At 69.5% G+C, this 26058-nt stretch carries 21 protein-coding genes and 1 tRNA gene; 14 read left to right on the plus strand and 8 right to left on the minus strand.

The window, feature by feature from the left end:
• Window positions 1-29: 29 nt before the first annotated feature.
• From cysK to G3M57_RS01395, 3 genes are read left to right on the plus strand one after another with little or no spacing between them, the layout of a single operon-like run.
• On the plus strand, window positions 30-1016 hold the full coding sequence (gene cysK / locus G3M57_RS01385; RefSeq protein WP_056762261.1) for a cysteine synthase A: 987 nt from the start codon (window positions 30-32) through the stop codon (window positions 1014-1016).
• Between the two features lie 31 nt (window positions 1017-1047).
• Complete coding sequence (locus tag G3M57_RS01390) at window positions 1048-2250, plus strand: FAD-dependent oxidoreductase (RefSeq protein WP_163228473.1); 1203 nt, start codon at window positions 1048-1050, stop codon at window positions 2248-2250.
• Entirely contained in the window at window positions 2247-2732 is a 486-nt protein-coding gene (locus G3M57_RS01395) for a very short patch repair endonuclease (RefSeq protein WP_163228474.1), read from the plus strand. Before G3M57_RS01390 ends, G3M57_RS01395 begins: the two co-directional genes overlap by 4 nt.
• An 82-nt stretch (window positions 2733-2814) precedes the next feature.
• Here G3M57_RS01395 and G3M57_RS01400 read toward each other — a convergent pair whose 3' ends face one another.
• The 3 genes from G3M57_RS01400 to G3M57_RS01410 all read right to left on the minus strand — a co-directional run bounded on the left by G3M57_RS01400 (window position 2815) and on the right by G3M57_RS01410 (window position 5389).
• Window positions 2815-4518, minus strand: coding sequence for an ATP-binding protein (locus G3M57_RS01400; protein ID WP_163228475.1), 1704 nt, complete (start codon window positions 4516-4518; stop codon window positions 2815-2817).
• 219 nt (window positions 4519-4737) lie between these two features.
• Window positions 4738-5049, minus strand: a complete 312-nt coding sequence (locus G3M57_RS01405) for a DUF167 family protein (RefSeq protein WP_163233623.1) — start codon at window positions 5047-5049, stop codon at window positions 4738-4740.
• Between the two features lie 19 nt (window positions 5050-5068).
• Window positions 5069-5389, minus strand: coding sequence for a YggT family protein (locus G3M57_RS01410; RefSeq protein ID WP_163228476.1), 321 nt, complete (start codon window positions 5387-5389; stop codon window positions 5069-5071).
• A 123-nt stretch (window positions 5390-5512) separates the two neighbouring features.
• Between G3M57_RS01410 and G3M57_RS01415 the strand changes: the two genes are divergently transcribed.
• Both G3M57_RS01415 and G3M57_RS01420 read left to right on the plus strand, forming a co-directional pair.
• Window positions 5513-5588: transfer RNA gene (locus G3M57_RS01415), tRNA-Ala, on the plus strand.
• A 130-nt stretch (window positions 5589-5718) separates the two neighbouring features.
• The gene (locus tag G3M57_RS01420; protein ID WP_230983746.1) at window positions 5719-7944 is read left to right on the plus strand and encodes a penicillin acylase family protein; all 2226 of its coding nucleotides are present in this window, start codon (window positions 5719-5721) and stop codon (window positions 7942-7944) included.
• A 230-nt stretch (window positions 7945-8174) separates the two neighbouring features.
• Here the strand turns inward: G3M57_RS01420 and G3M57_RS01425 are convergent, their stop codons facing one another.
• The 3 genes from G3M57_RS01425 to G3M57_RS01435 all read right to left on the minus strand — a co-directional run bounded on the left by G3M57_RS01425 (window position 8175) and on the right by G3M57_RS01435 (window position 12199).
• A complete protein-coding gene (locus G3M57_RS01425; RefSeq protein ID WP_057185907.1) occupies window positions 8175-9404 on the minus strand; it encodes an argininosuccinate synthase in 1230 nt (409 codons plus the stop codon).
• Window positions 9405-9526: 122 nt separating this feature from the next.
• Window positions 9527-9886 carry a hypothetical protein gene (locus G3M57_RS01430; RefSeq protein WP_163228477.1) on the minus strand — a complete coding sequence of 120 codons (360 nt, stop codon included), beginning with the start codon at window positions 9884-9886 and terminating at the stop codon, window positions 9527-9529.
• Between the two features lie 354 nt (window positions 9887-10240).
• On the minus strand, window positions 10241-12199 hold the full coding sequence (locus tag G3M57_RS01435; RefSeq protein ID WP_056762286.1) for a potassium transporter Kup: 1959 nt from the start codon (window positions 12197-12199) through the stop codon (window positions 10241-10243).
• Window positions 12200-12370: 171 nt separating this feature from the next.
• Here G3M57_RS01435 and G3M57_RS01440 point away from each other — a divergent pair, with 171 nt between their 5' ends.
• The 3 genes from G3M57_RS01440 (at window position 12371) to G3M57_RS01450 (ending at window position 14564) form a co-directional block, all read left to right on the plus strand.
• On the plus strand, window positions 12371-12808 hold the full coding sequence (locus G3M57_RS01440; protein ID WP_056762287.1) for an Rrf2 family transcriptional regulator: 438 nt from the start codon (window positions 12371-12373) through the stop codon (window positions 12806-12808).
• Between the two features lie 141 nt (window positions 12809-12949).
• Window positions 12950-13555 carry a flavodoxin family protein gene (locus G3M57_RS01445; RefSeq protein ID WP_056762290.1) on the plus strand — a complete coding sequence of 202 codons (606 nt, stop codon included), beginning with the start codon at window positions 12950-12952 and terminating at the stop codon, window positions 13553-13555.
• A gap of 208 nt (window positions 13556-13763) precedes the next feature.
• Window positions 13764-14564: an SDR family NAD(P)-dependent oxidoreductase gene (locus G3M57_RS01450; protein ID WP_163228478.1), complete on the plus strand. Its 801-nt coding sequence runs from the start codon at window positions 13764-13766 to the stop codon at window positions 14562-14564.
• 6 nt (window positions 14565-14570) lie between these two features.
• Here G3M57_RS01450 and G3M57_RS01455 read toward each other — a convergent pair whose 3' ends face one another.
• The gene (locus G3M57_RS01455; protein WP_163228479.1) at window positions 14571-15266 is read right to left on the minus strand and encodes a MarC family protein; all 696 of its coding nucleotides are present in this window, start codon (window positions 15264-15266) and stop codon (window positions 14571-14573) included.
• Between the two features lie 85 nt (window positions 15267-15351).
• On the opposite strand from G3M57_RS01455, the gene pyrF reads away from it, so the two are divergent.
• On the plus strand, window positions 15352-16053 hold the full coding sequence (gene pyrF, locus G3M57_RS01460) for an orotidine-5'-phosphate decarboxylase (RefSeq protein WP_056762296.1): 702 nt from the start codon (window positions 15352-15354) through the stop codon (window positions 16051-16053).
• A gap of 413 nt (window positions 16054-16466) precedes the next feature.
• Window positions 16467-19937, plus strand: coding sequence for a GH12 family glycosyl hydrolase domain-containing protein (locus tag G3M57_RS01465; protein ID WP_163228480.1), 3471 nt, complete (start codon window positions 16467-16469; stop codon window positions 19935-19937).
• Between the two features lie 6 nt (window positions 19938-19943).
• Here G3M57_RS01465 and G3M57_RS01470 read toward each other — a convergent pair whose 3' ends face one another.
• On the minus strand, window positions 19944-20144 hold the full coding sequence (locus G3M57_RS01470; protein WP_163228481.1) for a DUF1674 domain-containing protein: 201 nt from the start codon (window positions 20142-20144) through the stop codon (window positions 19944-19946).
• Window positions 20145-20213: 69 nt separating this feature from the next.
• Here G3M57_RS01470 and G3M57_RS01475 point away from each other — a divergent pair, with 69 nt between their 5' ends.
• The 4 genes from G3M57_RS01475 to G3M57_RS01490 all read left to right on the plus strand — a co-directional run bounded on the left by G3M57_RS01475 (window position 20214) and on the right by G3M57_RS01490 (window position 25875).
• Entirely contained in the window at window positions 20214-21494 is a 1281-nt protein-coding gene (locus tag G3M57_RS01475; RefSeq protein ID WP_163228482.1) for an RsmB/NOP family class I SAM-dependent RNA methyltransferase, read from the plus strand.
• Window positions 21495-21585: 91 nt separating this feature from the next.
• Window positions 21586-22245 carry a ribulose-phosphate 3-epimerase gene (gene rpe / locus G3M57_RS01480; RefSeq protein WP_056762398.1) on the plus strand — a complete coding sequence of 220 codons (660 nt, stop codon included), beginning with the start codon at window positions 21586-21588 and terminating at the stop codon, window positions 22243-22245.
• Between the two features lie 9 nt (window positions 22246-22254).
• Window positions 22255-24033 carry a heparinase II/III family protein gene (locus G3M57_RS01485; protein WP_163228483.1) on the plus strand — a complete coding sequence of 593 codons (1779 nt, stop codon included), beginning with the start codon at window positions 22255-22257 and terminating at the stop codon, window positions 24031-24033.
• Window positions 24034-24147: 114 nt separating this feature from the next.
• Window positions 24148-25875, plus strand: coding sequence for a PAS domain S-box protein (locus G3M57_RS01490; RefSeq protein ID WP_163228484.1), 1728 nt, complete (start codon window positions 24148-24150; stop codon window positions 25873-25875).
• Window positions 25876-26058: the final 183 nt, after the last annotated feature.

Genomic DNA, 26058 nt, shown 5'->3' on the forward strand with positions numbered 1-26058 from the left:
CGCCAACGCCACACCAAGCGAGACTTTCCATGGACGACGCCTCCTCGATCTACGACGCCGCGCGGTTCAAGCGCGCCGGACGCGGCAAGATCTTCGACTCGATCCTCGACACGGTCGGCGACACCCCGCTGGTCCGCCTGCCCAACCTGACCGCCGAGCTGAAGCCCAAGGGCACGGTCGTGGCCAAGCTGGAATTCTTCAACCCGCTGGCCTCGGTCAAGGACCGCATCGGCGTGGCCATGGTCGAATATCTGGAGGCCAAGGGCCTGCTGAAGCCGGGCGGCACCATCGTCGAGCCGACCAGCGGCAACACCGGCATCGCCCTGGCCTTCGTGGCCGCCGCCAAGGGCTACAAGCTGACCCTGGTCATGCCCGAGAGCATGTCGATCGAGCGCCGCAAGATGCTGCTGCTGCTGGGCGCCAAGTTGGAGCTGACGCCGGCCGAGAAGGGCATGCGCGGCGCCGTCGCCCGGGCCCAGGAGATCATCGAGGCCACCCCCGGCGCGGTGATGCCCCAGCAGTTCGAGAACACCGCCAACCCGCTGATCCACCGCGTCTCGACGGCCGAGGAGATCTGGAACGACACGGCCGGGGCTGTGGACGCCGTAGTCTCGGGCGTCGGCACTGGCGGCACCATCTCGGGCGTTGGCCAAGTGCTGAAAGCCCGCAAGCCGTCGGTGAAGATGGTCGCCGTCGAGCCGGAGGCCTCGGCCGTGCTGTCGGGCGGCGCGCCCGGCCCGCACAAGATCCAGGGTATCGGCGCCGGCTTCGTGCCGGGCATCCTCGATCGCGGAGTGATCGACGAGATCATCCAGGTGTCGAACGACGACAGCTTCGCCATGGCCCGCAAGGCGGCCTCCACCGAGGGCCTGCCTGTGGGCATCAGCTCGGGCGCGGCCCTGACCGCCGCCTTCGACCTGGCCATGCGCGACGACTATGCCGGCAAGCTGGTGGTGGCGATCATCCCCAGCTTCGCCGAGCGCTACCTGTCGACCGCCCTGTTCGAGGGGCTCTGATCCCAGGCCGGTCGACAGGGACAATCGGGGCGTGCGAGTCGGCATAGTCGGCTGCGGGGTCGGCGGCATGGCCGCCGCCCTGGCCCTGGCGCGGGCCGGTCACGCCGTCACCCTGCTGGAGGCCTTCGAGGCCCCGCGACCGCTGGGCTCGGGCCTGCTGCTCCAGCCGACCGGCCTGGCGGCGCTGCGCGCGCTGCGGCTCGACGAGCAGGTTCGCGCCCTGGGCGCCCGGGTGGACCGGCTGGAGGGCAAGGACAGCCGCGGCCGCAAGGTCATGGACCTGGACTACAACGACTGGAAGCCCGGCGCCCACGGCGTCGGCATCCATCGCGGCGTGCTGTTCCAGACCCTGCACGGCGCCCTGCCCGAGGCCGGCGTCGAGGTGGTCACCGGGGCCCGGATCACCGGGGTGGAGACCCCCGCCCGTCCGATCCTGCACGACGACCAGGGCCGGGTGTTCGGCCCGTTTGACCTGGCGGTGATCGCCGACGGCTCGGCCTCGCCGCTGCGCGCGAGCCTTCGCCCCCGGGCCCGCGCGCCGGTCTATCCCTGGGGCGCGGTCTGGACCCATCTGCCCGACCCTGGCGACCGTTTCGGCGGGGCCCTGCGCCAGGTCTATCACCGGGCCGAGGTGATGGTCGGCGCCCTGCCGGTCGGTCACGACCCGGACGGCCTGTCGCCCACCGGCCTGGCCATGTTCTGGTCCGTGCCGGTCGCCGGGCTGGACCACTTCCTGGCCGGCGACTTCGCCGCCTGGCGCGAGCAGCGGCTGAAGCCGCTCTGGCCGGACCTGGCCGCCCTGCTCGACGAACGCCGGGACTGGGCGGGCTTCTCCCGGGCGCTCTATCGCGACGTCTCGGTCGGCCGCTGGAGCCAGGGCGCCTGCACCCTGCTGGGCGACGCGGCCCACGGCACCAGCCCGCAGCTGGGGCAGGGCGCGAACCTGGCCCTGATGGACGCCGTCGAGTTGGCCGAACGGCTGGGGCGCGACCGGCGGCCGGTCGCCGTGTCGATCCGGGCCTGGCAGGCCGACCGCCGCCGCCATACCGGCCTCTACCAGGTGGCGTCCAGGGCCCTGACGCCGCTGTTTCAGTCGCATGGCGGATTCTGGCCGGCGGTGCGCGACCGGCTGTTCACCCCGATGTCGGGTTTGCCGGGCGTTCGGCACGTGGCGGCGCGGCTGCTGACCGGAACCCTGCGCCTGGGACGGTTCCCAGGCGTTACGAAACCATGACCCCGCCAGGATCCGCCTCGAAGGCGACCGACGTCTTCACCCCCGCCAAGCGCTCGGCCGTGATGGCTCGGGTCAAGAGCAAGGACACCAGGCCCGAGCTGCTGCTGCGCCGGCTGCTGACCGGCTTGGGCGCGCGCTACCGCCTGCACCGCAAGGACCTGCCCGGCTCGCCCGACGTGGCCATGCCGGGCCGGCGGCTGGCGATCTTCGTCCACGGTTGCTTCTGGCACGGCCACGACTGCGCCCGCGGGTCGCGCGTGCCCAAGGCCAACCGCGACTACTGGCTGGCCAAGGTGGCGCGGAACATGGCGCGCGACGCCCGCAACCGCGCCGACCTCGCCGCCGCTGGCTGGCGGGTGGAGACGGTCTGGGAGTGCGAGATGAAGGATCAGGCGGCGTTGAAGGAGCGGGTGGCCGGATTGCTCAACGAGACGTCCTCCTTGCCCCCACCTGACCGCTGCGCGGTCTGTCCGCCCCCATAGGGGGCGGAGCCGGATGCGCGAAGCTCTTCCCCTCAGGGGGAAGACGACCGCAAAGCGGTCCGTAGGGGGCAAGTCTCCCCGCCTAGGCCGCCGCCCTCGACGCGCTGACCGGCAGCAGCTCGCTCAGGGCCGCGTGCAGCTGGCTGGGATCGATCGGCTTGGCGACGTGGGCGTTCATGCCGGCCGCGTGACAGGCCTCCCAGTCCTTGGCGGTGGCCGAGGCGGTGACGGCGATCACCGGAATGTGGCGATTGGGTCCCTCGGCCGCGCGCAGCTCACGGGTGGCGTCGCGGCCGTCCATGCCCGGCATGTAGACGTCCATCAGCATGACGTCGAACACCTCCGAGTGCAGCAGCTCCAGGGCCCGCTCGCCGGACTCGGCCAGGGTGGGCTGGATACCGAACGACTGCAGCACCAGCTCCAAGGCCCGGCGGTTGACCACGTGGTCGTCGACCACCAGCACTCGGGCGCCATCGATGACGGCGCCGCCGGTCCGGGCGTCCGGGGCCTGAGCGGCCTCAAGCCGGACCTCAAGCCGGAAGCGCGAGCCCTTGCCGGGTTTGCTGGTCACGGTCAGGTCGCCGCCCATCAATCGGGCCAGTTCCCGGCTGATCACCAGGCCCAGGCCCGAGCCGCCGTGTTCGCGCGCCACATTGGCGGCCAACTGATCGAAGGGCGTGAACAGCCGCGCCATCTGCTCCTCGGTCAGGCCCTGGCCCGTGTCGGCGACCACGGCCTCGAACATCAGGCCGTCGCCGGCCTCGCGCGCCGCCAGCCGCACGGTGACCGCGCCCTGTCCGGTGAACTTGATGGCGTTAGACAGCAGGTTGTTGAGCACTTGGCGCAGCCGCAGGGTATCGCCGGCCACCCAGCGTGGCAGGTTGGCGGCGCCCTCGACCCGCAGCCGCAGGCCCTTCTTCTGGGCGTCGGGACGCCACAGGCGCAGGGTGTCGGCCATGGCCTGGCGCAGGTCGAACGGCGCCTGCTCGACCGCCATCCGCCCGGCGTCCAGGCGCGACAGGTCCAGCAGGTCGTTGAGCAGGGTGCGCATCATCGCGCCGGCGTCGCCGATCAGCTGGGCGTGGGTCTTGGAGGCGGCGTCGGGCAGGTCGCTGTGCAGGCGGGCCGCTCCGGCCAGGATGGCGCTGATCGGCGTGCGCAGCTCGTGACTGATCATGGCCACGAAGGCCGACTTGGCGGCGACGGCCTCCTCGGCCTCGTGGCGGCGCCGCTCGGCCTCCTCCTTGGCGGCGGCTTCGGCGTTCAGGGCCCGTTCCAGGGTGCGGGCGGCGACGAACACCGACAGGATCAGCAGCAGCACCCCGAACCACAGGGCGCTGGCCAGGGCCGAGGCCGGATTGGCCCATCGGGCCACGAACGGCGCGATCAGCAGGTAGGCCACGTGCGGGGCGGCCGCCGAGATCGTCGCCGACCTCAGGCTGGAATTGACCACGATGACGTTCAGCAAGGCCCCGGCCAGCAGCAGGCCGCCCAGGGTGGGGGCGAAGCGGATGCTCGAGGCGAACAGCGGAATCGACAGGAAGCCGAAGATGGTCGAGGTGATCGCCGGCATGGCCGCCACGGCCAGCCGCAGCGCCCGCCCGGGACTAGGCTGGCGCAACATCTGGCGGATCAGGACCAACTCGACCAGCTGGGCCGCCGCATAGGTCCCCACCCACAGCCAGGTCCAGCTGGCGTTCATGAAGACGTGCAGGATCAGGGCGATCATCACCGTGGCGGCGACGCGCAGATAGAGATTGCCGCGCCGCGCGAGCGCGGCCCTCATCTCCCCCGACCGATGCCGTTCGTCGCCCACTCAGCCCCCCGTCGCGCGCGGCCCCCGCCACGCGCCTAGAGCCCATAGCATGAAACATCGTCGCTAAAAGGGGATGAAAAACGCCGGTTCGTTCACGTCTTTTCCGGCCGGAAGGGGACGAAATCTCTCCCGATCCTCCTCACAGCGGCATTTTCGACGCGTGACATGCGGTCAAGCTGATATTTTCGATCAAATCTTGCTTGGGTGTGTCGCAATTGGGGGCGGGGGCGGACGTCCCAGCGCGCGCTCCAGCGACAACGGGTCGCAATCGACGACGTCGATCAGCTTCAGCCGCGCTCCCGCGCCGGACGCCAGGGTCACGGACGACCGGGACACGCCCAGGGTCTTGGCCAGGAAGGCGATCAGGGCCGCGTTGGCCGCGCCCTCGACCGGCGGGGCCGCGACACGCACCTTCAGATAGGGCCGTCCGTCGCCATCGACGGCCCATCCGTCGACCGCCTCGCGCCCGCCGCGCGGGGTGAGGCGGATGGCCAGACGCATCGTCGAGGACATTTGGGCGCTAGTAGTAGCCGACCAGCCGAAGAAGGGCGTTTTCCAAGTCCCGCAGGATGAACCGCTGCACGGCGGTGATAATCAGCAGCACGACGATCGGGCTGATATCGACGCCGCCCAACGGCGGAATGATCCGCTGAAACGGCCGCAGCACGGGACCGGTCACCCGGTCGAGGAAGGTGCTGATCTGATAGACCGCGCGGTTACGCAGGTTGATGACGTCGAAGGCCACCAGCCAGCTCAGCACGGCCGAAATGATGATCGCCCAAGACAGCATCGTCAGCAGAGCGCCGAGGATAAAAAACACGGATTGAATAATGCCGGCCATGAGCTTCCCGTCCAATAACACCGCTTCTTGCCGCGCCGCGACGGCCCTGGCAAGCGAACCCCGCCGAAGACCCAACCCGACGCTTGACGAGGCCGCCGGCCCAACGTATCTCCGCGCTTCCTTGGGGCCGTAGCTCAGATGGTAGAGCGCCTCGTTCGCAATGAGGAGGTCAGGGGTTCGATTCCCCTCGGCTCCACCAAGGACCTTTCCGACATTTCCTGACGACCTTTCGCGCCAAGCGGGCCGGATCGCGCCTGACTCCCCGCGCGGGCCTGGACAAGGTCCCGGCGGCGCCCGACGGTCTGGTCGGTGGATCGGGGGGATGCGTCTTGCGGATCGGAAATCTGTTGCTGCTGTCGGCCGCCTGCGCGGCGCTCGGCGTCCCCGCCCTGGCCGACCCGTCCGCTGGCGATCTGGCCCGGCAGCGCGCCGTCGCCGCCCGGGTCCAGATCACGCGCGACGACTGGGGAATCGCCCACGTGCACGGCAAGAGCGACGCCGACGCGGTGTTCGGCATGGTCTACGCCCAGGCCGAGGACGACTTCCCGCGCATCGAGGCCAACTACCTGACCGCCCTGGGCCGCACCGCCGAGGCGGAAGGCGAGGCCGCGGTCTGGCAGGACTTGCGGATGCGGCTGTTCGTCGATCCCGCCGACCTCAAGGCTCGCTATGCGGCGAGCCCCGTCTGGCTGAAGGCCTTGATGGACGCCTGGGCCGGCGGGCTGAACTTCTACCTGGCGACCCATCCGGAGGTGAAGCCGAAGGTCATCACCCGGTTCGAGCCGTGGATGGCGCTGAGCTTCACCGAGGGCAGCATCGGCGGCGACGTCGAGCGGATCTCGCTGGGCGAACTGGAGGCCTTCTACGGCAAGCCTCAGCTCCAGGCCTCGGAGCAGGTCAGGGCCCGCGAACTGGCCCAGGCGGTGGAATTCCGCGAGCCCACCGGCTCCAACGGCTTCGCCATCGCCCCGTCCAACGCCCGGGACGGCCACGCCCTGCTGCTGATCAACCCGCACACCTCGTTCTTCTTCCGCTCCGAGCTGCAGATGACCAGCGACGCCGGGCTGAACGCCTATGGCGCGGCGACCTGGGGGCAGTTCTTCATCTACCAGGGCTTCAACGCCCATGCCGGCTGGATGCATACCTCCAGCACCGTCGACGTAGTGGACGAGTTCGCCGAGACCATCGTCCGCAAGGACGGCACGCTGGTCTACCGGTACGGCGCCGAGGACCGGCCGGTGGCGACGTCGGCCGTCGAGGTCGCCTACAAGGCCGCCGATGGCGCCCTGGCCCGCCGCACCTTCACCGTCTACCGCACCCATCACGGTCCGATCGTCCGGGCGGCGGACGGCCAAGGGGGCGGCAAGTGGATCGCCTTTGCGATGATGTACCGGCCGGTCGAGGCGCTGGAGCAGTCGTTCCTGCGCACCAAGGCGACCGACTACCAAAGCTTCCTGAAGGTAGCCGAGCTGAAGGCCAATTCCTCGAACAACACCCTGTTCGCCGACGACAAGGGCGAGGTGGCCTATCTGCACCCGCAGTTCATCCCGCGCCGCGACGACCGCTTCGACTATACGCGCCCGGTCGACGGGGCGGACCCGGCCACCGACTGGAAGGGCCTGCACGCCCTGACCGAGGCGCCGCATCTGAAGAATCCGCCCAACGGCTGGCTGATGAACACCAACAACTGGCCCTATTCGGCGGCCGGGCCCTACAGTCCCAAGCCCGCCGACTTCCCGCGCTACATGGACAGCGTCGGCGAGACGCCGCGTGGGATCCACGCCACGCGGGTGCTGAGCGCACGCAAGGGCTTCACCCTGCCGACCCTGATCCAGGCGGCCTACGATCCCTACCTGACCGCCTTCGCCGACCTGGTCCCGACCCTGTCCAAGGCCTACGACCGGACGCCTGACGGCGACCCGGTCAAAGCGCGGCTGGGCGACCAGATGGCGGCGCTGAGGGGCTGGGACCTGAAGTGGTCGGAGGGCTCGACCGAGACCTCGCTGGCGGTGTTCTGGGGTGAGGCCCTGTGGGCCAGGTCGGCGGCGGCGGCCAAGGCGCAGGGCGTGTCGGTCTACGCCTACATGGCCGAGCGCACGACGCCGGCCCAGAAGCTGGCGGCCCTGGCCGAGGCCTCGGACCGCCTGGCGGCCGACTTCGGCGACTGGCGCACGCCGTGGGGCCGGATCAACCGCTTCCAGCGCAACGACGGCGCCATCGTCCAGACCTTCGACGACGCCAAGCCCTCGATCGCCGTGCCCTTCACCTCGGGCCAGTGGGGCTCGCTGGCCTCGTTCGGGGCCAAGCGCTATCCGGGCACGAAGAAGTACTACGGGACCAGCGGCAACAGCTTCGTGGCCGCGGTCGAGTTCGGCCCTCGGGTGAAGGCCCTGGCGGTGTCGGCGGGCGGCGAGAGCGGCGACCCGGCCTCCAGGCACTTCAACGATCAGGCCGAGCGGTATCCACGAGGGGATCTGCGGACGGTCTACTTCTATCCGGACGAGCTGAAGGGGCACATGGAGCGGACGTACCGGCCGGGGGAGCTTGGACGGTAGAGGCTGGCTGCACACCCCTATCAACCGTCATTCCCGCCCTTGCGGCGGGAACCCCTGGTTCAGCCGACGGTGAAATGCTTTGGCGCGCTGGCGCGCCACACCCCGCCCTTGCGACGGGTAGAGGGGTTCCCGCCACAAGGGCGGGAATGACGGCTAAAAGGTTGAGCATCCAACAAAAAAAGCCCCGCCAGCGACGGCGGGGCTTTTGTCGTGTCGCAAGACCGAGCGCCTTAAGCGTCGCGCTTGTCGCGCTTGGCCAGGACGCGCAGGCGCAGGGCGTTGAGCTTGATGAAGCCGCCGGCGTCACGGTGGTCGTAGGCGACCTTGCCCTCCTCGAAGGTGACCAGGTCCTGGTCGTAGAGGCTGTAGGGGCTGGTGCGGCCGATGACGGCGACATTGCCCTTGTAGAGCTTGACCCGCACCTGGCCGGTGACCTTCTGCTGGCTGTAGTCGATGGCGGCCTGCAGCATCTCGCGCTCGGGGGCGAACCAGAAGCCGTTGTAAACGAGCGACGCATATTTCGGCATCAGCTCGTCCTTCAGGTGCATGGCGCCGCGGTCGAGCGTGATCGACTCGATGCCGCGATGGGCGGCCAGCAGGATGGTGCCGCCCGGGGTCTCGTAGACGCCGCGCGACTTCATGCCGACGAAGCGGTTCTCGACCAGGTCCAGGCGGCCAATGCCGTTGTCGCGGCCCAGTTCGTTCAGCTTGGTCAGCAGGGTCGCCGGGCTCATCGCCACGCCGTCGATGGCGACCGGGTCGCCCTTCTCGAAGTCGATGGTGATGACGGTCGGCTTGTCCGGCGCGTCTTCCGGCGCGATCGTGCGCATGTGGACGAACTCGGGGGCCTCAACGGCCGGGTCCTCGAGAACCTTCCCCTCGGACGAGCTGTGCAGCAGGTTGGCGTCGACGCTGAACGGCGCCTCGCCGCGCTTGTCCTTGGCGATCTGGATCTGGTGCTTCTCGGCGAAGTCCAGCAGAGCCTCGCGGGACTTGAAGTCCCATTCGCGCCAGGGGGCGATCACGTGGATGTCGGGCTCCAGGCCGTAGTAGCCCAGCTCGAAACGGACCTGGTCGTTGCCCTTGCCGGTCGCGCCGTGGCTGACGGCGTCGGCGCCGGTCTTGCGGGCGATCTCGATCTGCTTCTTGGCGATCAGCGGGCGGGCGATCGAGGTGCCCAGCAGGTACTGGCCTTCATAGACGGTGTTGGCCCGGAACATCGGGAACACGAAGTCGCGGACGAACTCCTCGCGCACGTCCTCGATGAAGATGTTCTCCGGCTTGACCCCGGCCGCCAGGGCCTTGGCGCGCGCCGGCTCGATCTCCTCGCCCTGGCCAAGGTCGGCGGTGAAGGTCACGACCTCCGCCCCGTATTCGGTCTGCAGCCACTTGAGAATGATCGAGGTGTCGAGGCCGCCCGAATAGGCGAGCACGACCTTCTTCACGGGCTTGCCAGCCATGAGGGGGTCCTTCCGAGAAACACAAAGTCGCAGCGTGTTTCTCCGCCGGAGAAACACAAGGTCGCGGGGCGTTTAGCGCGGTTTCGCGACGATTGAAACGGCGCCGCGCGACAAGGGCGGAGTCAGAGCTTGATCTGACCTTCGGCGGCCAGCTGGTTTAGGGCGCGGCGCACCTGGGTCAGGTGGACCACCGCGAAGATCGCCGCCACGATGGCGCGCACGCACAGCAGGATGACGCTGAGATCCAGGCTTGTCGGCCGGCGGCTCTCGACCAGCAGCCACAGGCTGAGCAGGAAGGCGAAGGTCGGCAGCGACGCCAGGGCCACGGCGCGCGGCGCCCGCCATACGGTCTTGCCCGAGGGCGCCCACAGCATCGGCACCAGCACGTCCTTGACCTTGCCCCAGGCCATGCGCGAGGCGCCGCCCATTATCGACAGCGCCAGCAGCCACAGCACATCGCCGATCACGCCGAGGACGTTCATTGATCGCTACCTTTCCGTAGCGCGCCACGATCCGCCGAAGCCTTGCAAACGTCTCGAAAAATCAGGCTTTGTGTCGCGAAACACCAGACCATCAACGCCAGGCTCATCCAAACTTCGCTCATTTCACCGAGCGGATCGGTGCTTGCGGACTGCAGCAAGAACGCTCCCATCAATACAGCCAGGCCGACAGGAGCCCAGATGATCGCTCGTGGCTGCGGCCGCCAACCAGGACCCAAAGCCCATGTCTTGATGGTCTGAGACGGCACAGTCCGACGCCAGGTCCTTCGTGCGATCTCCAGGCCCACAAAACTCATGAGTAGCCATGATGTCAGCACAAGCCAGACCGAATTCATCCTAGACCGTCACCTGGGCGCCCAGCTCGACCACGCGGCCGGGCGGGATCTTGAAGAAGTCGGTCGGGTTGGTAGCGTTCTTCATCAGGAAGATGAAGATCCGGTCCTGCCACAGCGGCATGCCGCTATTAGCCGACGGCACGATCGAACGGCGGCCCAGGAAGAAGCTGGTGGCCATGATGTCGAACTTCAGGCCCTGCTGTTTGCGCAGGATGGCCAGGGCCTTGGGCACGTTCGGGCTTTCCATGAAGCCGTAATAGATCTCGACCTTCTTGAAGTCGGCGTTGATGGCCTGGGTGCGGACGCGGTCCTCGTCGGCGACGCGCGGCGTCTCGGCCGTGCGGACGGTCAGGATCACGTTGCGCTCGTGCAGCACCTTGTTGTGCTTGAGGTTGTGCATCAGGGCGACCGGGGTCATGTCCGGGTCGGAGGTCAGGAAGATCGCCGTGCCGGGGGCGCGGTGCGGGGCGCGGGCCCGCAGGATCTCCATCAGGTCGACCAGGGGCACGCTGTCGCGGCGGGTCTTGTCGGTCAGGATCTGGGCGCCGCGCGTCCAGGTCCACATGACCAGCACCAGCACAGCCCCGAAAGCCAGGGGCAGCCAGGCGCCGTCCGGGATCTTCAGCATGTTGGAGGCGATGAACACCATGTCGATCATCGCCAGCGGGATCAGCAGGGCGGCGGTCTGCCAGAGGCTCCACTTCCACACCAGGCGCAGCACCACGTAGGCCAGCAGGGTGTCGACGAACATCGCGCCGGTCACGGCGATGCCATAGGCCGAAGCCAGCTTGTGCGAGCTCTGGAACATCACCAGCAGGATCAGCACGCCCACCAGCAGGAAGGTATTGACCGCCGGCACGTAGATCTGGCCGGCCTGGGTCTCGGAGGTGCGCTTGATGTCCAGGCGCGGCAGCAGGCCAAGCTGCACCGCCTGCTGGGTCATCGAGAAGGCGCCGGTGATCACCGCCTGGCTGGCGATGACCGTGGCCGCGGTGGCCATCAGCAGCACCGGCCAGTAAGCGAAGGTCGGGACCATGTCCCAGAACGGATTGTGCCGCGAGGCCGGGTGGTCCAGCACCAGCGAGCCCTGGCCCAGATAGTTCAGGGCCAGGCAAGGGAAGGCCAGGTACAGCCAGGCCGCTCGGATCGGGCTTTTGCCGAAGTGGCCCATGTCTGCGTACAGGGCTTCGGCCCCGGTCACGGCCAGGAACACGCTGCCCAGGATGACGAAGCCCAGGAAGCCGTTTTCGAGCAGGAAGCGCAGGCCGTACCAGGGATTGACGGCGCGCAGGATCGACAGGTCGTCGACCAGGTGGAACAGGCCGAGAGCGCCCAGGATCAGGAACCAGGCCGCCATCACCGGCCCGAACAGGGCGGCCATGCGATGGGTGCCCTTGGCCTGGACCAGGAACAGCGCCACCAGGATCCCCGCCGAGATCGGCAGGATATAGGGCGTCAAGGCGTGGCCGACGTGCGGCGCGTCCTTCATGCCCTCGACCGCCGACAACACCGAGATGGCGGGGGTAATGATGCCGTCGCCGTAGAACAGCGCCGCGCCGATCACGCCCAGGAAGAACACCGCGGTCGAGCGCTTGTTGCCGACCTTGCCCAGCGCCTTCTGGGCCAGGGCCATCAGGGCCAGGGTGCCGCCCTCGCCCTTGTTGTCGGCCCGCATGAAGAAGATCACGTACTTGATCGTGACGAACAGCGTCAGGGTCCACAGCACCAGCGACACCACGCCCAGCACGGCGTGCTCGGTCGCGGTGGTGCTGCGCGAATGGGCCAGGGCCTCGCGCATGGCGTAGAGCGGGCTGGTCCCGATGTCGCCGAACACCACGCCCACGGCGCCGAGCGCGAGCGCGAGGAAACCGTGCCCTTTCGGGTCATGGCCGGCTTGCGGAGGGACATCACACGGGGCGGCGCTGTCGGGAGCAGGGGCGCCAGAGGCTTCGGAAGCCATTCAATCCCTCCGGGGTCGCCCTCGCAAAACGCGGTGCGGAGCCCCATATCGATCAAGCGGGGCGCGATACACCCAATCCTGCTCGGGTTCAATCGTGACCTGACGCCGGACGACGACGATAGTTTTTGGTTGAACGCACGAGCGACGCCCTTAGGGTCCTGTCATAGAAAAATGTCCGACAGTCAGAAATTCCCCGTCGCCGCGCACGCCCTGGCCTATCTGGCGCACAAGAATGCGTTCTCGGCGGACCGCGCCGTGGCCAGCGCCGAGCTGGCCGCCTCGGTCCCGACCAACCCGGTCGTGGTGCGTCGCGTGACGGCCATGCTGGGCAAGGCGGGGCTGATCGGCGCGCGGGCCGGGGCCAACGGCGGGGCCTGGCTGCTGAAGGCCCCCGAGACCATCACCCTGGACGTCGTCCTGCGAGCCGTGAACGGTTGCGCCCACCTCGGCGTGGCCCCCAAGGGCGTCAAGGGCTGCCCGGTGGGGGAGAAGATTCCCGACGCCGTGCGCGGGGCGATGATCGCCGCCGACACGGCCGTCGCCGACCGCCTGTCGCAGATCTCGGTCGCCGACCTGCTGAACAGCGCGACGGTCGAGGCGGCGGCTTAGGGCGGATTCATCGCCGCTAAATCGGCTTGCAGAATAACTGCACCAACGTCGGTTGCTGATCCCCTGGAATATGCCATGAGCGCCCATACGTAATTGGCACGGTTTCAGTTGCGAAGCCGCAACCCTTCAGGGCTCACGACAATGACCAAGGTCGCCATCGTTTATCACTCGGGCTACGGCCATACCGCCGTCCTGGCCGACAAGATCGCCGAGGGCGTCCGCGACGCCGGCCAGACACCCGTGGTGCTGAAGATTGACAACGCCGCCCAGGACTTCGCGCCGATCATCGAGCAGATCACCGCGGCCGACGCGGTGGTGTTCGGCGCCCCGACCTACATGGGCGACGTCTCGGGCGTGTTCAAAGTGTTCGCCGACGCCACGGCCGGGGCGTTCTTCACCGGCGCCTGGAAGGACAAGCTGGCCGCGGGCTTCACCAACTCGCACAGCTTCGCCGGCGACAAGGGTCACGCCCTGGAAAGCCTGACCATCCTGGCCGCCCAGCACGGCATGAACTGGGTGAACCTGGGCCTGGCCCCTCCCGGGGTCACCGCCGCCGAGCGCGGCCCCGACACGATCAACCGCGTCGGCTCGTTCATCGGCCTGGCCGGCCAATCGGACAACGCCTCGCCCGAGATCAGCCCGCCGGCCGGCGACCGCGAGACCGCCCGCCTGTTCGGCGTGCGCATCGCCGAGGCCGCCGTGCGCTGGACGCGCGGCGCCCAGCCGGCGCTCAGCGAAGCGGCCTAGACGCGACAAGCCCCGTCCTTCCTGATCCCCCAGCCCGAAGGACGGGCTCCGCGGCGCTCCGGCGCCGCCGAGGGGGCGCTTGAGCCCGAGCGCCCCCTCCCTCTTTTTGGTCCGTCATGACGGGTGGGGCCATGGGCGCATGCTTGAACCAAATCAGCGGTCGTGCTTCGTCTGGTGACGTTAAGCCGCTGTTCTGGACACACGCCGCATGGCCCGCCGCCTCGCCCTGATCACCGGCGCCTCCGCCGGCATCGGGGCCGCCTTCGCCCGCATCTACGCCAGCCACGGCTATGACGTGGCCCTGACCGCGCGCCGGCTGGACCGGCTGGAGGCCCTGGCCGCCGAGATCCGCCTGCGGTTCGGGGTCGAGGCCTATCCGATCGCCGCCGACCTGGCCCAGCCCGACGCCGTCGACCAGGTGCTGGCCGCCATCGAGGCCGAAGGCCGGGTGGTCGACGCCCTGGTCAACAACGCCGGCTACGGCCTGCCCGGCGCCTACGCCCAGACCCAGTGGACCGACCAGGCGGCCTTCCTGCAGGTGCTGCTGGTCTCGGTCTGCGGCCTGACCCACAAGGTGCTGCCGGGCATGGTCGAGCGCGGCTTCGGCCGGATCGTCAACGTCGCCTCCCTGGCGGGCCTCGCCCCCGGCGCGGCCGGCCACACCCTCTATGCGGCGACCAAGAGCTTTCTGGTGAAGTTCTCCCAGAGCCTGCACCTGGAGACGCAAGCCAGCGGCGTCCACGTCAGCGCCCTGTGCCCGGGCTTCACCTATTCGGAATTTCACGACGTCAACGGCACCCGCGCCCACGTCAGCCAGAGCTTGCCCGCCTGGCTGTGGCTGGGCGCCGACGAGGTGGCCGCCGCCGGCTACGAGGCCGTCGAGGCCAATCGCGCGATCTGCGTGCCCGGCGCGCCCAACAAGGCCATCGCCGCGCTGGCCAAGCTGATTCCCGACGACTGGGCCCTGGCCCTGATGGCCAGCCAGGGTTCGCGGTTTCGGAAGATCTAGATCGGGCTACCTGTGATCCGCGTACGGCGCCTTGGCGTCCTGACGCACCAGGCCCCGCGTCGCGTCGCCCACCCCGATCAGCACGAACTGCACCGCCAGGGCGCAGAGGATCAGGCCCAGCACCCGCACCACGATGCTCATGCCGATCCGGCCCAGCACCCGGCTGATGATCGGCGAGGCCCAGAAGGTGGCCACCAGCACCGCCGCGACGGCCGCGATCACCCCGCAGCCGATGGCCACGCCGGCCAGGCCAAAACCCTTGGCTTCGCTGGCGTAGATGATCACCGTCGAGATCGCGCCCGGCCCGATCAGCAACGGCATGGCGAACGGCACGATCAGCCGCTCGAACCGCTGCTTGGCGTAGACCCGCGCCGACTGACCCTCCACGCCCTCGGCCGCGTCGGCGAACATGGTGGTGAAGTCGTCGCGCACCATGTCCAGGCCCAGGATGAACAGGATGATGCCCCCGGCGATGCGGAAGGCCGGCATCGAGATGCCGAAGAACTCCAGCAGCGACACGCCGGTGAAATAGAAGAAGATCAGGAAGGCGGCGACGAACAGGCCGATATAGACCGCCACCATCCGCCGGCCGGCGGCGGCCGCGCCCAGGGTGGCGGCGGCGAACAGCGGCACGTTGCCGATCGGGTCGATCAGGGCGAACAGGGCGACGAAGAAGTTGACGGCGAGCTCGGCCTGGCTCATTCGGGGTGCTTAGCTTTCAATTCGCGCGGATCCGCACCCTTCTTAGGGGGATGCGACCCTGCGCGCCACACCCCGGGAAACGACCATGACCCCCAAACTCCTGGCAGATCCGCGCCTGATCCTGCCGCTCGACCTGCCCAGTGTCGCTGAGGCCCGAGCGATGGTCGACACGCTGGGCGATGCGGTGTCGTTCTACAAGATCGGGCTGGAGCTGCTGGCCACCGACGGCATGGCTCTGGCCCGCGACCTGAAAGGCGAGGGCAAGTCGATCTTTCTGGACTGGAAGCTGCACGACATTGGCGCGACCGTCGAGCGCTCGGCCCGGGTGCTGGCGGGGGCCGGCTGCGACCTGCTGACCGTCCACGCCGAGCCGCAGGTGATGCAGGCCGCCGTCAAGGCCAAGGGCGGCTCGGACCTGAAGATCCTGGCCGTCACCGTGCTGACCAGCCTGAATGACGCCGACCTGATCGAACTTGGTTATGCTTTTTCCGCCCGCGACCTGGTCGCCCGGCGCATCCGCCAGGCGGTGGACTGCGGCGTGGACGGCATCGTCTCGTCCCCGCACGAAGCCGCCCTGGCCCGCGAGATCGCCGGCCCCGACTTCCTGGTGGTGACCCCGGGTGTGCGCCCCTTCTGGTCGGCCAAGAACGACCAGGCTCGCGCCGCCACCCCGGCCGAAGCCCTGAAGGCCGGCGCCAGCCACTTGGTCTGCGGCCGTCCGATCACGGCGGCCAACGACCCGCGTGAGGCGGCGCTGAAGGTGGTGGCCGAGATGGCCGGGGCCTGAGGCCGCGTTCGCCGCACGATCGTCCATCCCGAGCGGCGCGACAAAACGGCGCGCCGCCGCCGTCGCCAGAGCAAGCAATGAGGGCGCTCGCCGGCCTCGGCTGACGGCGATTCACGACTCCCGAACACCGGCGACTCTTTGATCCCTCTGCTGCGTTTTTGATCTTCGTTCGTCATGGGCGCGCTTGGGATAGCTATCTATACTATTCAGCGTTCAGAAGTTCCTTAGTATATCTGCGACATCACCGCAAACGACTGAATTATACCTCTGGGATGGGCGAAGTCGTGGTCGTACTTTCGGGTAGGTTGCAGAATTAACGCTCTGTTATACTGTCGTAACCGCAGATTAATCACAAAGTTCTACTTATCGTTCAGCGTGAAGCGCTTAGACCCTCCCTTGTTCGGAGGGGAACAATGTCCAAGTATATCACCGCCAAGGGGCTCGAGCTGACGCTCTCGGGCTCGACCAGCAACTGGGTGGCCAACAGCACGGCCAAGGAAACCCAACTCGGATCGAGCAAGAACGACGTGTTCCATGGCTCGGGCGGCGACACCCTGATCGGCGGCGCGGGCGACGACACCTACTACCTGTGGGACAACGCCTCGGTCGTGGTCGAGAAGGCCGGCGAAGGGATCGACACCGTCGACGCCCGGTTCTGGGGTCCGGTGACCCTGGCGGCCAACGTCGAGAATCTGCTGCTGAACTCCGCCGGCTCGACCGCAGGGACCGGCAACGCCCTCAATAACATCATCGTAGCAGGAACCGTCGGCGCGACCCTGAACGGTCTGGCCGGCGACGACGTGCTGGTCGGCGGCGCGGGCGGGGACCTGTTCAAGGTCTCGGCCGGCAACGGCTCCGACGCCATCATGAGCTTCAAGCCCGGCAGCGACGTCATCCAGCTGAGCGGCTATGGCGTGACCAGCTTCGCCCAGCTGCAGACCCTGGCCTCCCAGAGCGGCGCGGACGTCAAGCTCGGCTTCGCCAACGGCGAGACCCTGGTGATCCGCAACGTCGCCCTGTCCAGCCTGACCGCCTACGATTTTGGTCTGAAGGCCGACCCCGCCGCCATTCCCGCCGGCTATTCCCAGCTGACGGGTCCCGGCGCGGCCTGGACGGCTCATGGCTGGTACGTGCTCAACAACGTCTGGAACCCTGGCGCGCTCGTCTACAACACCGATTACGCGATCAACAGCGCCTACAGCGTCTCGGACATGACGGCCAAGACGACCTTCAACTGGTCCTTCCCCGTCGTCACCGAACCCTATCCGACCGTCCGCGCCTACCCCGAGGTGATCTTCGGTCCTGCTCCGATGAGCGGCGGCCACAAGGCCAGTGACATCGGCGGCGTCTTCCCGGTGCAGGTGAGCACGCTTAAACAGCTGACCGCCGACTACGACGTCAGCTACAAAGGCAACACCGGCGGCTTCAACGTCTCGTTCGACATCTGGCTGACCGACACCCCCAACGGCGGCGCCGACACCGTCACGACCGAGGTCATGGTCTGGGTGCACAAGGGCGACTTCGACGCCTTCGGCACGCAGGTGGGGACCTATTCCAACGGTTCGGTCACCGGCAAGATCTACGCCAACACCACCGGCGACTGGACCTACACCGCCGTCGTCCTCGACCAGGACACGCCCAAGGGCCAGATCGACATCGCCGGGATCCTGACCACGCTCAAAGGCCTGAATCTCGTCTCCTCAAACGACTATGTCGCCTCGGTGGAGCTGGGATCTGAAGTCGTATCGGGCGCTGGTTCGCTGACCATCAACAACCTCGACCTCGATGTTCGGGCCCAGAACGTGGACGGCTCGACCAAGGTCATGCACGTCGAGGGTTCGGGTACGACCACCACGACGGTCCTGGCCAGCCCCCCCCTGGCCACCCCCACCCTGGTCGCCCCACCGGAGAAGGCGCTCGACCTGTCCGGCGACGACACCTTCACCTACGACCGCACCGTCGCAACCATTAGCGGCGGCGCGGGCCACGACACCCTGGTCCTGACCGCCGCCGCAACGGTGGATCTCGGCGACGCCGTGAACCAGGTGGCGGGTGGAACAGCCGTGGTCACCGGCTTCGAGGACGTCGACGCCTCGGCCGCGAGCGGCGCCGTCGTCCTCACCGGATCGACCGCCGACAACAAATTGATCGGCGGCGCCTATGCCGACACCCTGACGGGCGGCGGCGGCGCGGACACCCTGACGGGCGGCGACGGCGCCGACGTCCTTGATGGCGGGACCGGCTCGGACCAGCAACGCGGCGAGGCGGGGGATGACCGCATCGTCTACGACGCCGCCGACACCGTCATCGACGGCGGGGCCGGCAGCGACACCCTGGTTCTCAACACCGCCGCCACGGTGAACCTGGGGAACTTCTCGACCAGCCAGATCAGCGGCGGAACGGCGTATGTGGGGGGCTTTGAGGATGTCGACGCCTCCGCCGCCAGCGCCGCTGTCGTCCTGAACGGCTCGCAGTACAACAACAAGCTGGTCAGCGGCGCCTTCGCCGACACCCTGATGGGCGGGGGCGGCTTCGATGTCCTCAACGGCGGGGCCGGGGCCGACTTCCTCGACGGCGGCGCGGACGCCGACCAGCAACGCGGCGAGGCGGGGGATGACCGTATCGTCTACGACGCCGCCGACACCGTCATCGACGGCGGGGCCGGCAGCGACACCCTGGTTCTCAACACGGCCGCCACGGTGAACCTGGGGAACTTCTCGACCAGCCAGATCAGCGGTGGAACGGCGTATGTGGGGGGCTTTGAGGATGTCGACGCCTCCGCCGCCAGCGCCGCTGTCGTCCTGAACGGCTCGCAGTACAACAACAAGCTGGTCGGCGGCGCCTTCGCCGACACCCTGATGGGCGGGGGCGGCTTCGATGTCCTCAACGGCGGGGCCGGGGCCGACTTCCTCGACGGCGGCGCGGACGCCGACCAGCAACGCGGCGAGGCCGGGGATGACCGTATCGTCTACGACGCCGCCGACACCGTCATCGACGGCGGGGCCGGTCGCGACACCCTGATCCTCAAGGCGGCCGCCGTCGTGCATCTGGAAAACTTCTCGTCCAGCCAGGTCACGGGCGGCTCAGCCTACGTCTCCGGCTTCGAAGACGTCGACGCCACGGACTCGGTGGGCGCGATCATCGTCACCGGCTCGCAGTTCAACAACACCCTGACCGGCGGAGCCTTCGCCGATACCTTGATGGGGGGAGCAGGGTTTGATGTTCTCAAGGGTGGACTGGGCAACGACGTCCTCGACGGCGGCGCCGACGCGGACCAGGTGCGCGGCGAGGGCGGTGACGACCGCATCATCTACGACGCCGCCGACACCGTCATCGACGGCGGGGCGGGCCGCGACACCCTGGTCCTGAACACGGCCGCCACGGTGAACCTGGGGAACTTCTCGACCAGCCAGATCATCGGCGGAGCCGCCTATGTGTCAGGGTTTGAAGACGTCGACGCCTCCGGCGCGACGGCGGGGGTCAAGTTGAACGGATCGGCGTTCAACAACACGCTGATCGGCGGAAGCGGCGCCGACGCCCTGGCGGGCGGCGCGGGCTTTGACACCCTGACTGGCGGCGCGGGTTCGGACCTGTTCGTGTTTGGCGCCTTCAACTCGGGCGACGTCGACAAGATCACCGACTTCTCGCACGCCCAGGGCGATCGCATCGACCTGTCGGCCATCGACGCCGTGGCCGGCGGTGTCGACGACCCCTTCGCCTTCATCGGCCAGACCGCCTTCCACCATGTGGCCGGCGAGGTTCGCTACGACGTGGCCGCCGGCGGGGTGACGGTCCAGGCCGACGTCAACGGCGACGGCCATGCGGACTTCTCGATCCTGGTGGCCAACACCACCTCGCTGGTCCACGGCGATTTCATCCTGTAGCCAGGCCTAGAAATCGACCGCGACGCCCTTGCGCTCCCAGTCGCCGAACCGCGTCGGCTCGGGGCCGTCGCGGCCACCCTCCTCGGTGGGGAGGGCGGTCGCCTGTTCGGCCGCACGGCGGGCGGCGGCCTCTTCCAGGGCGCGGCGGGCGGCGGGGGTGAGCGGCTTGTCGGGCGCCGCGCCGGGCGGCAGATCGGTCTCGGACATGATCGTCTTCCTAGCACCGTCGACGCCAAAAAGCTTGCGCTCGCCGTCGCGTTTGGGCACGGCGGGCGGGTGACTCAGGAACTCAATGACGGCCTCCCCGCACGGGAAGGCGCTCTCGCCCTCATCGACGCGGCCCTGTCGCGGCGCGGGGGGCTCGACGAGGCCGCCTCGGCCAACGCCTTCCGCTTTCTCGAACCGCGGGAGCGGGCCTTCGCGCGCGCCCTGGCCATGGCCGCCCTGCGCCACCTGGGGCCCATCGACCGCGCCCTGGCCGGCAAGCTGGCCAAGGAGCCGCCGCCGCGCGTGCGCAACCTGCTGCGCCTGGGCGCGACCCAGGCCTTCTTCCTGGAGGTCCCGGCCTTCGCCGCCGTGGCCACCAGCGTCGAGCTGGCCGGCGCCAACAAGGCCAGCCGGCCGTTCAAGGGTCTGGTCAACGCCGTGCTGCGCGGCCTGCTGCGCGACGGCCCGCCCTCGGCCGAACCCGAGCACCTGGCGCCGCCGTGGCTGTACGCCCGCTGGGTGGGCGCCTGGGGCAAGGAGACCGCCGACGCGGTCGCCGCCCAGATCGGCTTCGAGCCGGCCACCGACCTGTCGTTGAAGCCCGGCGCCGACGCCGACGCCCTGGCGGCCGAGCTGGAGGGCGAGATCCTCCCGGGCGGCACGCTGCGCACGTCGCGCCGGGGCGACGTCTCGGCTTGGCCGGCCTTCGAGGACGGCGTCTGGTGGGTGCAGGACGCCGCCGCCGCCGTCCCCGCCCGCCTGCTGAACGTCCAGCCCGGCCAGACCGCCCTGGACCTGTGCGCCGCGCCGGGCGGCAAGACCCTGCAACTGGCCGCCGCCGGCGCCGCTACCGTCGCCGTCGACCGCTCGGCCGCCCGCCTGCAGCGCGTCACCGAGAACCTGGCCCGCCTGAACCTGACCGCCGAGGTGGTCGCCGCCGACGCCGGCGCCTGGGACGACGCGCGGACCTTCGACGCCGTGCTGCTGGACGCCCCGTGCTCGGCCACCGGCACCTTCCGCCGCCATCCGGACGTGCTGTGGGCCGCGCGGCCCGGCGACGTGGCCAGCCTGGCCGCCGTTCAGAGCCGCCTGCTCGACAGCGCCGCGGGCCGGCTGAAGCCCGGCGGACGCCTGGTCTACTGCGTGTGCTCCCTCGAGCCGGAAGAGGGCGAAGCCCAGGTCGAGGCCTTCCTGGCCCGCCGCCCCGACATCGCCCTGGACCCGATCGGCCCCGAGGAAGGCGGCGCTCCGGCCGCCAGCCTGACGCCGCGCGGTACGCTGCGGATCCTGCCCCACCACCGCGAAGGCGGACTGGACGGCTTTTTCGCGGCGCGTTTCGTCAAGCGCTGATCGCCAAGATTTGAGCGGCCGAGAACACCGCAAACCCGTGGGCGGCACGGGCTCGCTTGTGGCGCGAGCCTTAGCCCGCTAAGCCATGGACATGACCGCGCCGCTGATCGCCCCGTCCATTCTCGCCTCCGACTTCGCCAAGCTGGGCGAAGAGGTCGCCGCCATCGAGGCGGCCGGCGCCGACTGGGTGCATGTCGACGTGATGGACGGCCATTTCGTGCCCAACATCACGCTGGGCCCGGACATCGTCAAAGCCATCCGGCCGCACGCCAGCATCCCGTTCGACGTCCACCTGATGATCAGCCCGGCCGATCCGTACCTGGAGGCGTTCCGCGCCGCCGGGGCCGACCTGATCAGCATCCACCCGGAAGCTGGCCCGCACCTGCACCGCTCGCTCAAGCGCATTCGCGAACTGGGGGCCAAGGCCGGGGTGGTGTTCAATCCCTCGACCTCGATCGACCATGTCGAGTGGATCCTGGAGGACGTCGACCTCCTGCTGGTGATGTCGGTGAACCCCGGCTTCGGCGGCCAGAGCTTCATTCCGGGCCAACTGCGCAAGGTCGAGGCCTTGCGGCGGATGGTCGACAAGGCCGGCGCCGACATCATCATCGAGGTCGACGGCGGCGTCACCCCGGTCACGGCCCCGCAGTGCGTGGCGGCGGGGGCCACGGCGCTGGTCGCCGGCTCGGCGGTGTTCAAGGGCGGACCGGCCGCCTATGCCGACAATATCCGCGCCCTGAAGGGGGGCTGATCCAGCGGCATGGAGGGGGCTCCCGAGACAGGTTCCGCCCGCAAGTCCTCCGCCCTGGCCGGCGGCCCCCCCAGTCGCGCCCGAGGGGCCCGAGGCCGCGGCAAACGCACCAAGGGCGTGTTCCTCAACGCGCTGGGCGCGGCGATCAAGGGCAACGTCGAGCGCGAATGGTTCGGCTCGCCGCCGCATCGGGCGGCGATCAGCCGGCCGCGGCCCGTCGGCCTGGCCGCTCACCCGCACGATCCGCGCCCCGTCGATCCCGAGCGCGGCCGCCAGCTGCTGGACGGCCTGATGGTGCTGGACGGCGGCGCCCTGCGACTGGGCGAGACGGGCGATCCGTTCGACCAGCCCAGCCCGACCCGCCAGTTCGCCGCCGCCCTGCACGGCTTCGACTGGCTGCCGCACCTGCTGGCCGCCGGCCCCGGCTCGGCCCGCCTGGCCCTGCGCCTGCTGCAGGACTGGCGGCGGGTGTTCGGAACCTGGAACGTGTTCTCGTGGAGCGGCGAGCGCCTGGAGCGCCGCACCTTCCACCTGGCCTGCGCCGCCAAGGCCCTGGCGCCCGAGGCGTCGGACGCCGAGATCGGGGCCATGGCGCTGGACATCGCCCGCGGGGCCCGCCAGCTGCTCAAGGCCTCGGACGCGCCTGGCCGCAAGCTGGAGCGCGCCGTGGTCGTGGCCATCGCCGGCTGCGCCCTGACCGGCAAGGTCAGCGACCGGCTGATGGTCCAGGGCCTGAAGCGGGTGAGCGCTCTGCTGGACGCCACGGTCCTGCCCGACGGCGGCCACGCCAGCCGCTCGCCGCAGGCGGGCCTGGAACTGCTGTTCGACCTGCTGACCCTCGACGACGCCCTGGGCCAGCGCGGCCGTCCCGCGCCCGAGGGCCTGGGCCGGGCCATCGACCGTCTCAGTTCGTCGGTGCGGTTCTTTACCCTGGCCGACGGTTGCCTGGCGGCGTTCCATGGCGGGGAGGCGGTCGAGCCGCGGCGGATCGCGGCCGCCCTGGCCCATGACGACCACGGACCGCGCCCGCCCCAGGCCGCGCCCCACGTCGGCTACCAGAAGATGCAGGGCGGCAGCCTCCAGGTGATGGCCGACGCCGGCCCGCCGGCCGTCGGCGCCCTCAGTGCGGCCGCCTGCGCCCAGCCGGCCGCCGTCGAGATCGTGTTCGGCAAGGACCGGCTGATCACCAGCTGCGGCTGGAGTCCCGAGGCGACCGGGGCCAACGCCTTCCGCCTGTCCGACGCCGCCTCGACCGTGTCGGTAGGCGACGGCTCGGCCGGACGGCCGCTGTCGGGTTGGCGGGCCGAGGCCCTGGGACCCTGGCTGATCGACGGCGCGACCGAGGTGGAGGTCAAGCGCCACGACGCCGACGTCGGCGTCTGGCTGGACATCATCCACGACGGCTGGCGCCGCCTGGGCCTGACCCACGCCCGGCGCCTCTATCTTGACATCAAGGCCGACGAGCTGCGCGGCGAGGACAGCCTTTTGCCCGTCGGCTCGGCCAACCCCGACGGCCCGCGCCGCTACCTGCCGTTCTCGGTCACCTTCCACCTGCATCCCGACGCCCGCGCCTCGCTGGCCCGCGACGGCAAGAGCGTGCTGATCAAGGGTCCCTCCAATGTCGGCTGGTGGCTGCGCAACGACGCCGTCGACGTCCATATCGCGCCCTCGGCCCATTTCGACCACGGCCACGCGCGGCGCGCTGGAGCCATCGTGCTCAAGAGCCAGGTCCGCCCGGAGAAGGGCGCCAAGATCCGCTGGAAACTGGCCCGGGCGGCCGACCACTAAGGATCGGCGCAGGCCTGCGACATTAGGCCCCACGCCCACGTCAGGCGGTGGAATTCACAGCCCCCGGCTCGTCCTGTAGCTGTCTTCGATCACGTCGGCCGGAGGGAGGGGCAGATGTCGAATCTCGCCGCCCTGCAGCCTATCCTGCGCACCGCGATCGATCCCGTGGTGGTCATGGACCCCCAGGGCGTCATCCTCGACTGGAGCGCCCGGGCCGAAGCGGCCTTCGGCTGGCCGCGCGAGGAGGTCCTGGGTCGAGGTCTGATCGAGGTGCTGGCGCCGTTGCGCCATCAGGCCGCCTATCGCCAGGTGCTGGCCCGGCGCCTGGCCTCGCCCGAACCGCCGGTCGAGCGCCAGAAGTCCCAGCTGATGGCCGTGCGCAAGGACGGCGTCGAAGTTCCCATCGAGGTGTCGCTGGCCGCGTTCGGCGACCCGGGCGCGACGGTGTTCCTGGGGTTCATCCGCGACGTCGCCGACCGCGTCGAGGTCCATGACCGGCTGACCGCCAGCGAGGCGCGGTTCCGGGCCGCCATCGGCGCGGTGGACGGCATCCTGTGGACCAACGACGCCTCCGGCCGGATGGTCGGCGACCAGCCCGGCTGGTCCGCCCTGACCGGCCAGACCTCGGAGATGTATCAGGGTTTTGGCTGGGCCGCGGCGGTCCACCCGGACGACGCCGAACCGACCCTCCGGGCCTGGAAGGCCGCCGTCGCCCAGGGCGGCCCCTACACCTTCGAGCATCGGGTGCGTCGCCACGACGGCGCCTGGCGCGATTTCGCGGTCCGCGCGGTCGCCGTCCTGGAGCCGGACGGTTCGATCCGCGAATGGATCGGCGTTCACACCGACATCACCGAACGCAAGCGGGCCGAGGAGCGGCTGCGCGAGGGCGAGGCCCGGTTCCGGGCCATGGCCGACTCGGCGCCGGCCCCGGTCTGGATGACCTCGGCCGAGGGCGGGATCACCTTCGCCAACGAGGCCTTCGCCGAGTTCGCCGGGTTGGACGCCCAGGACCTGCTGGGCGACGCCTGGATCGGCATGATCCATCCCGAAGATGTCGCCACGGTCGGCGCCCGGCGCGCAGCGGCGCGCGGCGCGCCGGAAGGGCCCAGGCCCTGGAGCTTCGAGGCGCGGTTCCGGTGCGGCGACGGCACCTATCGCTGGATGGTGGCCAACGCCCGGCCGCAGATCGACGCCCGCGGCCAGTTCCAGGGCTATATCGGCATGGCCATGGACATGACCGAGACGAAGGCGGCCGAGGCCCGCCAGCGTCTGCTGATCAACGAGCTCAACCACCGGGTCAAGAACACCCTGGCCTCGATCCAGTCGATCGTCCGCCAGACCCTGCGGGCGGATGAGGCGACGGCGCGGGTCCGCGAGCGGCTGATCGAACGATTGCTGGCCATGTCGGCCGCCCACGACGTGCTGACCCGCGAAAGCTGGGAGGGCGCGGCGCTGGACGAGATCGTGCGTCAGGGCGTCGCCCCGTTCGTCGACGATCGCGATCCGGGTCGGGTCAGCATCGCCGGGCCTAGCCTGCGGGTCGGCGCCAGCACCGCGCTTTCCCTGGCCCTGGCCGTGCACGAACTGGCCACCAACGCCGCCAAGTACGGAGCGCTGTCGATCCCGGCCGGCAAGGTGGTCATCGCCTGGGATCAGGTAGGCGACAACGGGGCGGTGCTGACCTGGGCCGAACGCGATGGCCCGCCGGTGGCCCCTCCGGACCGGAAGGGCTTTGGAACCCGCCTGCTGGATCGCGGCCTGTCGGCCGACCTCGGCGGCCAGCCCAAGCTGACCTTCGATGTGGAAGGCGTGCGCGCCGTGCTGCCGGTCAGGCTGGCCTAGAAGACCTCCTCGCCGGCGTCCGGCGGACGCCGTGACGGTCCCGTCGCGTCCGGAACCGCCCGGGCCTGCCTGAATCCGAAGCCCAGGGCGCAATTTTCCACGCCAAATTTTCGCGGCTGTGCGGCGCGTCGTTTCGCCACGGGGAGCCGAACGCCTGAGGATGGCTGGTCTTCAATGGCCAAG

The organism is Caulobacter rhizosphaerae (genome assembly GCF_010977555.1).
Lineage (GTDB): Bacteria > Pseudomonadota > Alphaproteobacteria > Caulobacterales > Caulobacteraceae > Caulobacter > Caulobacter rhizosphaerae.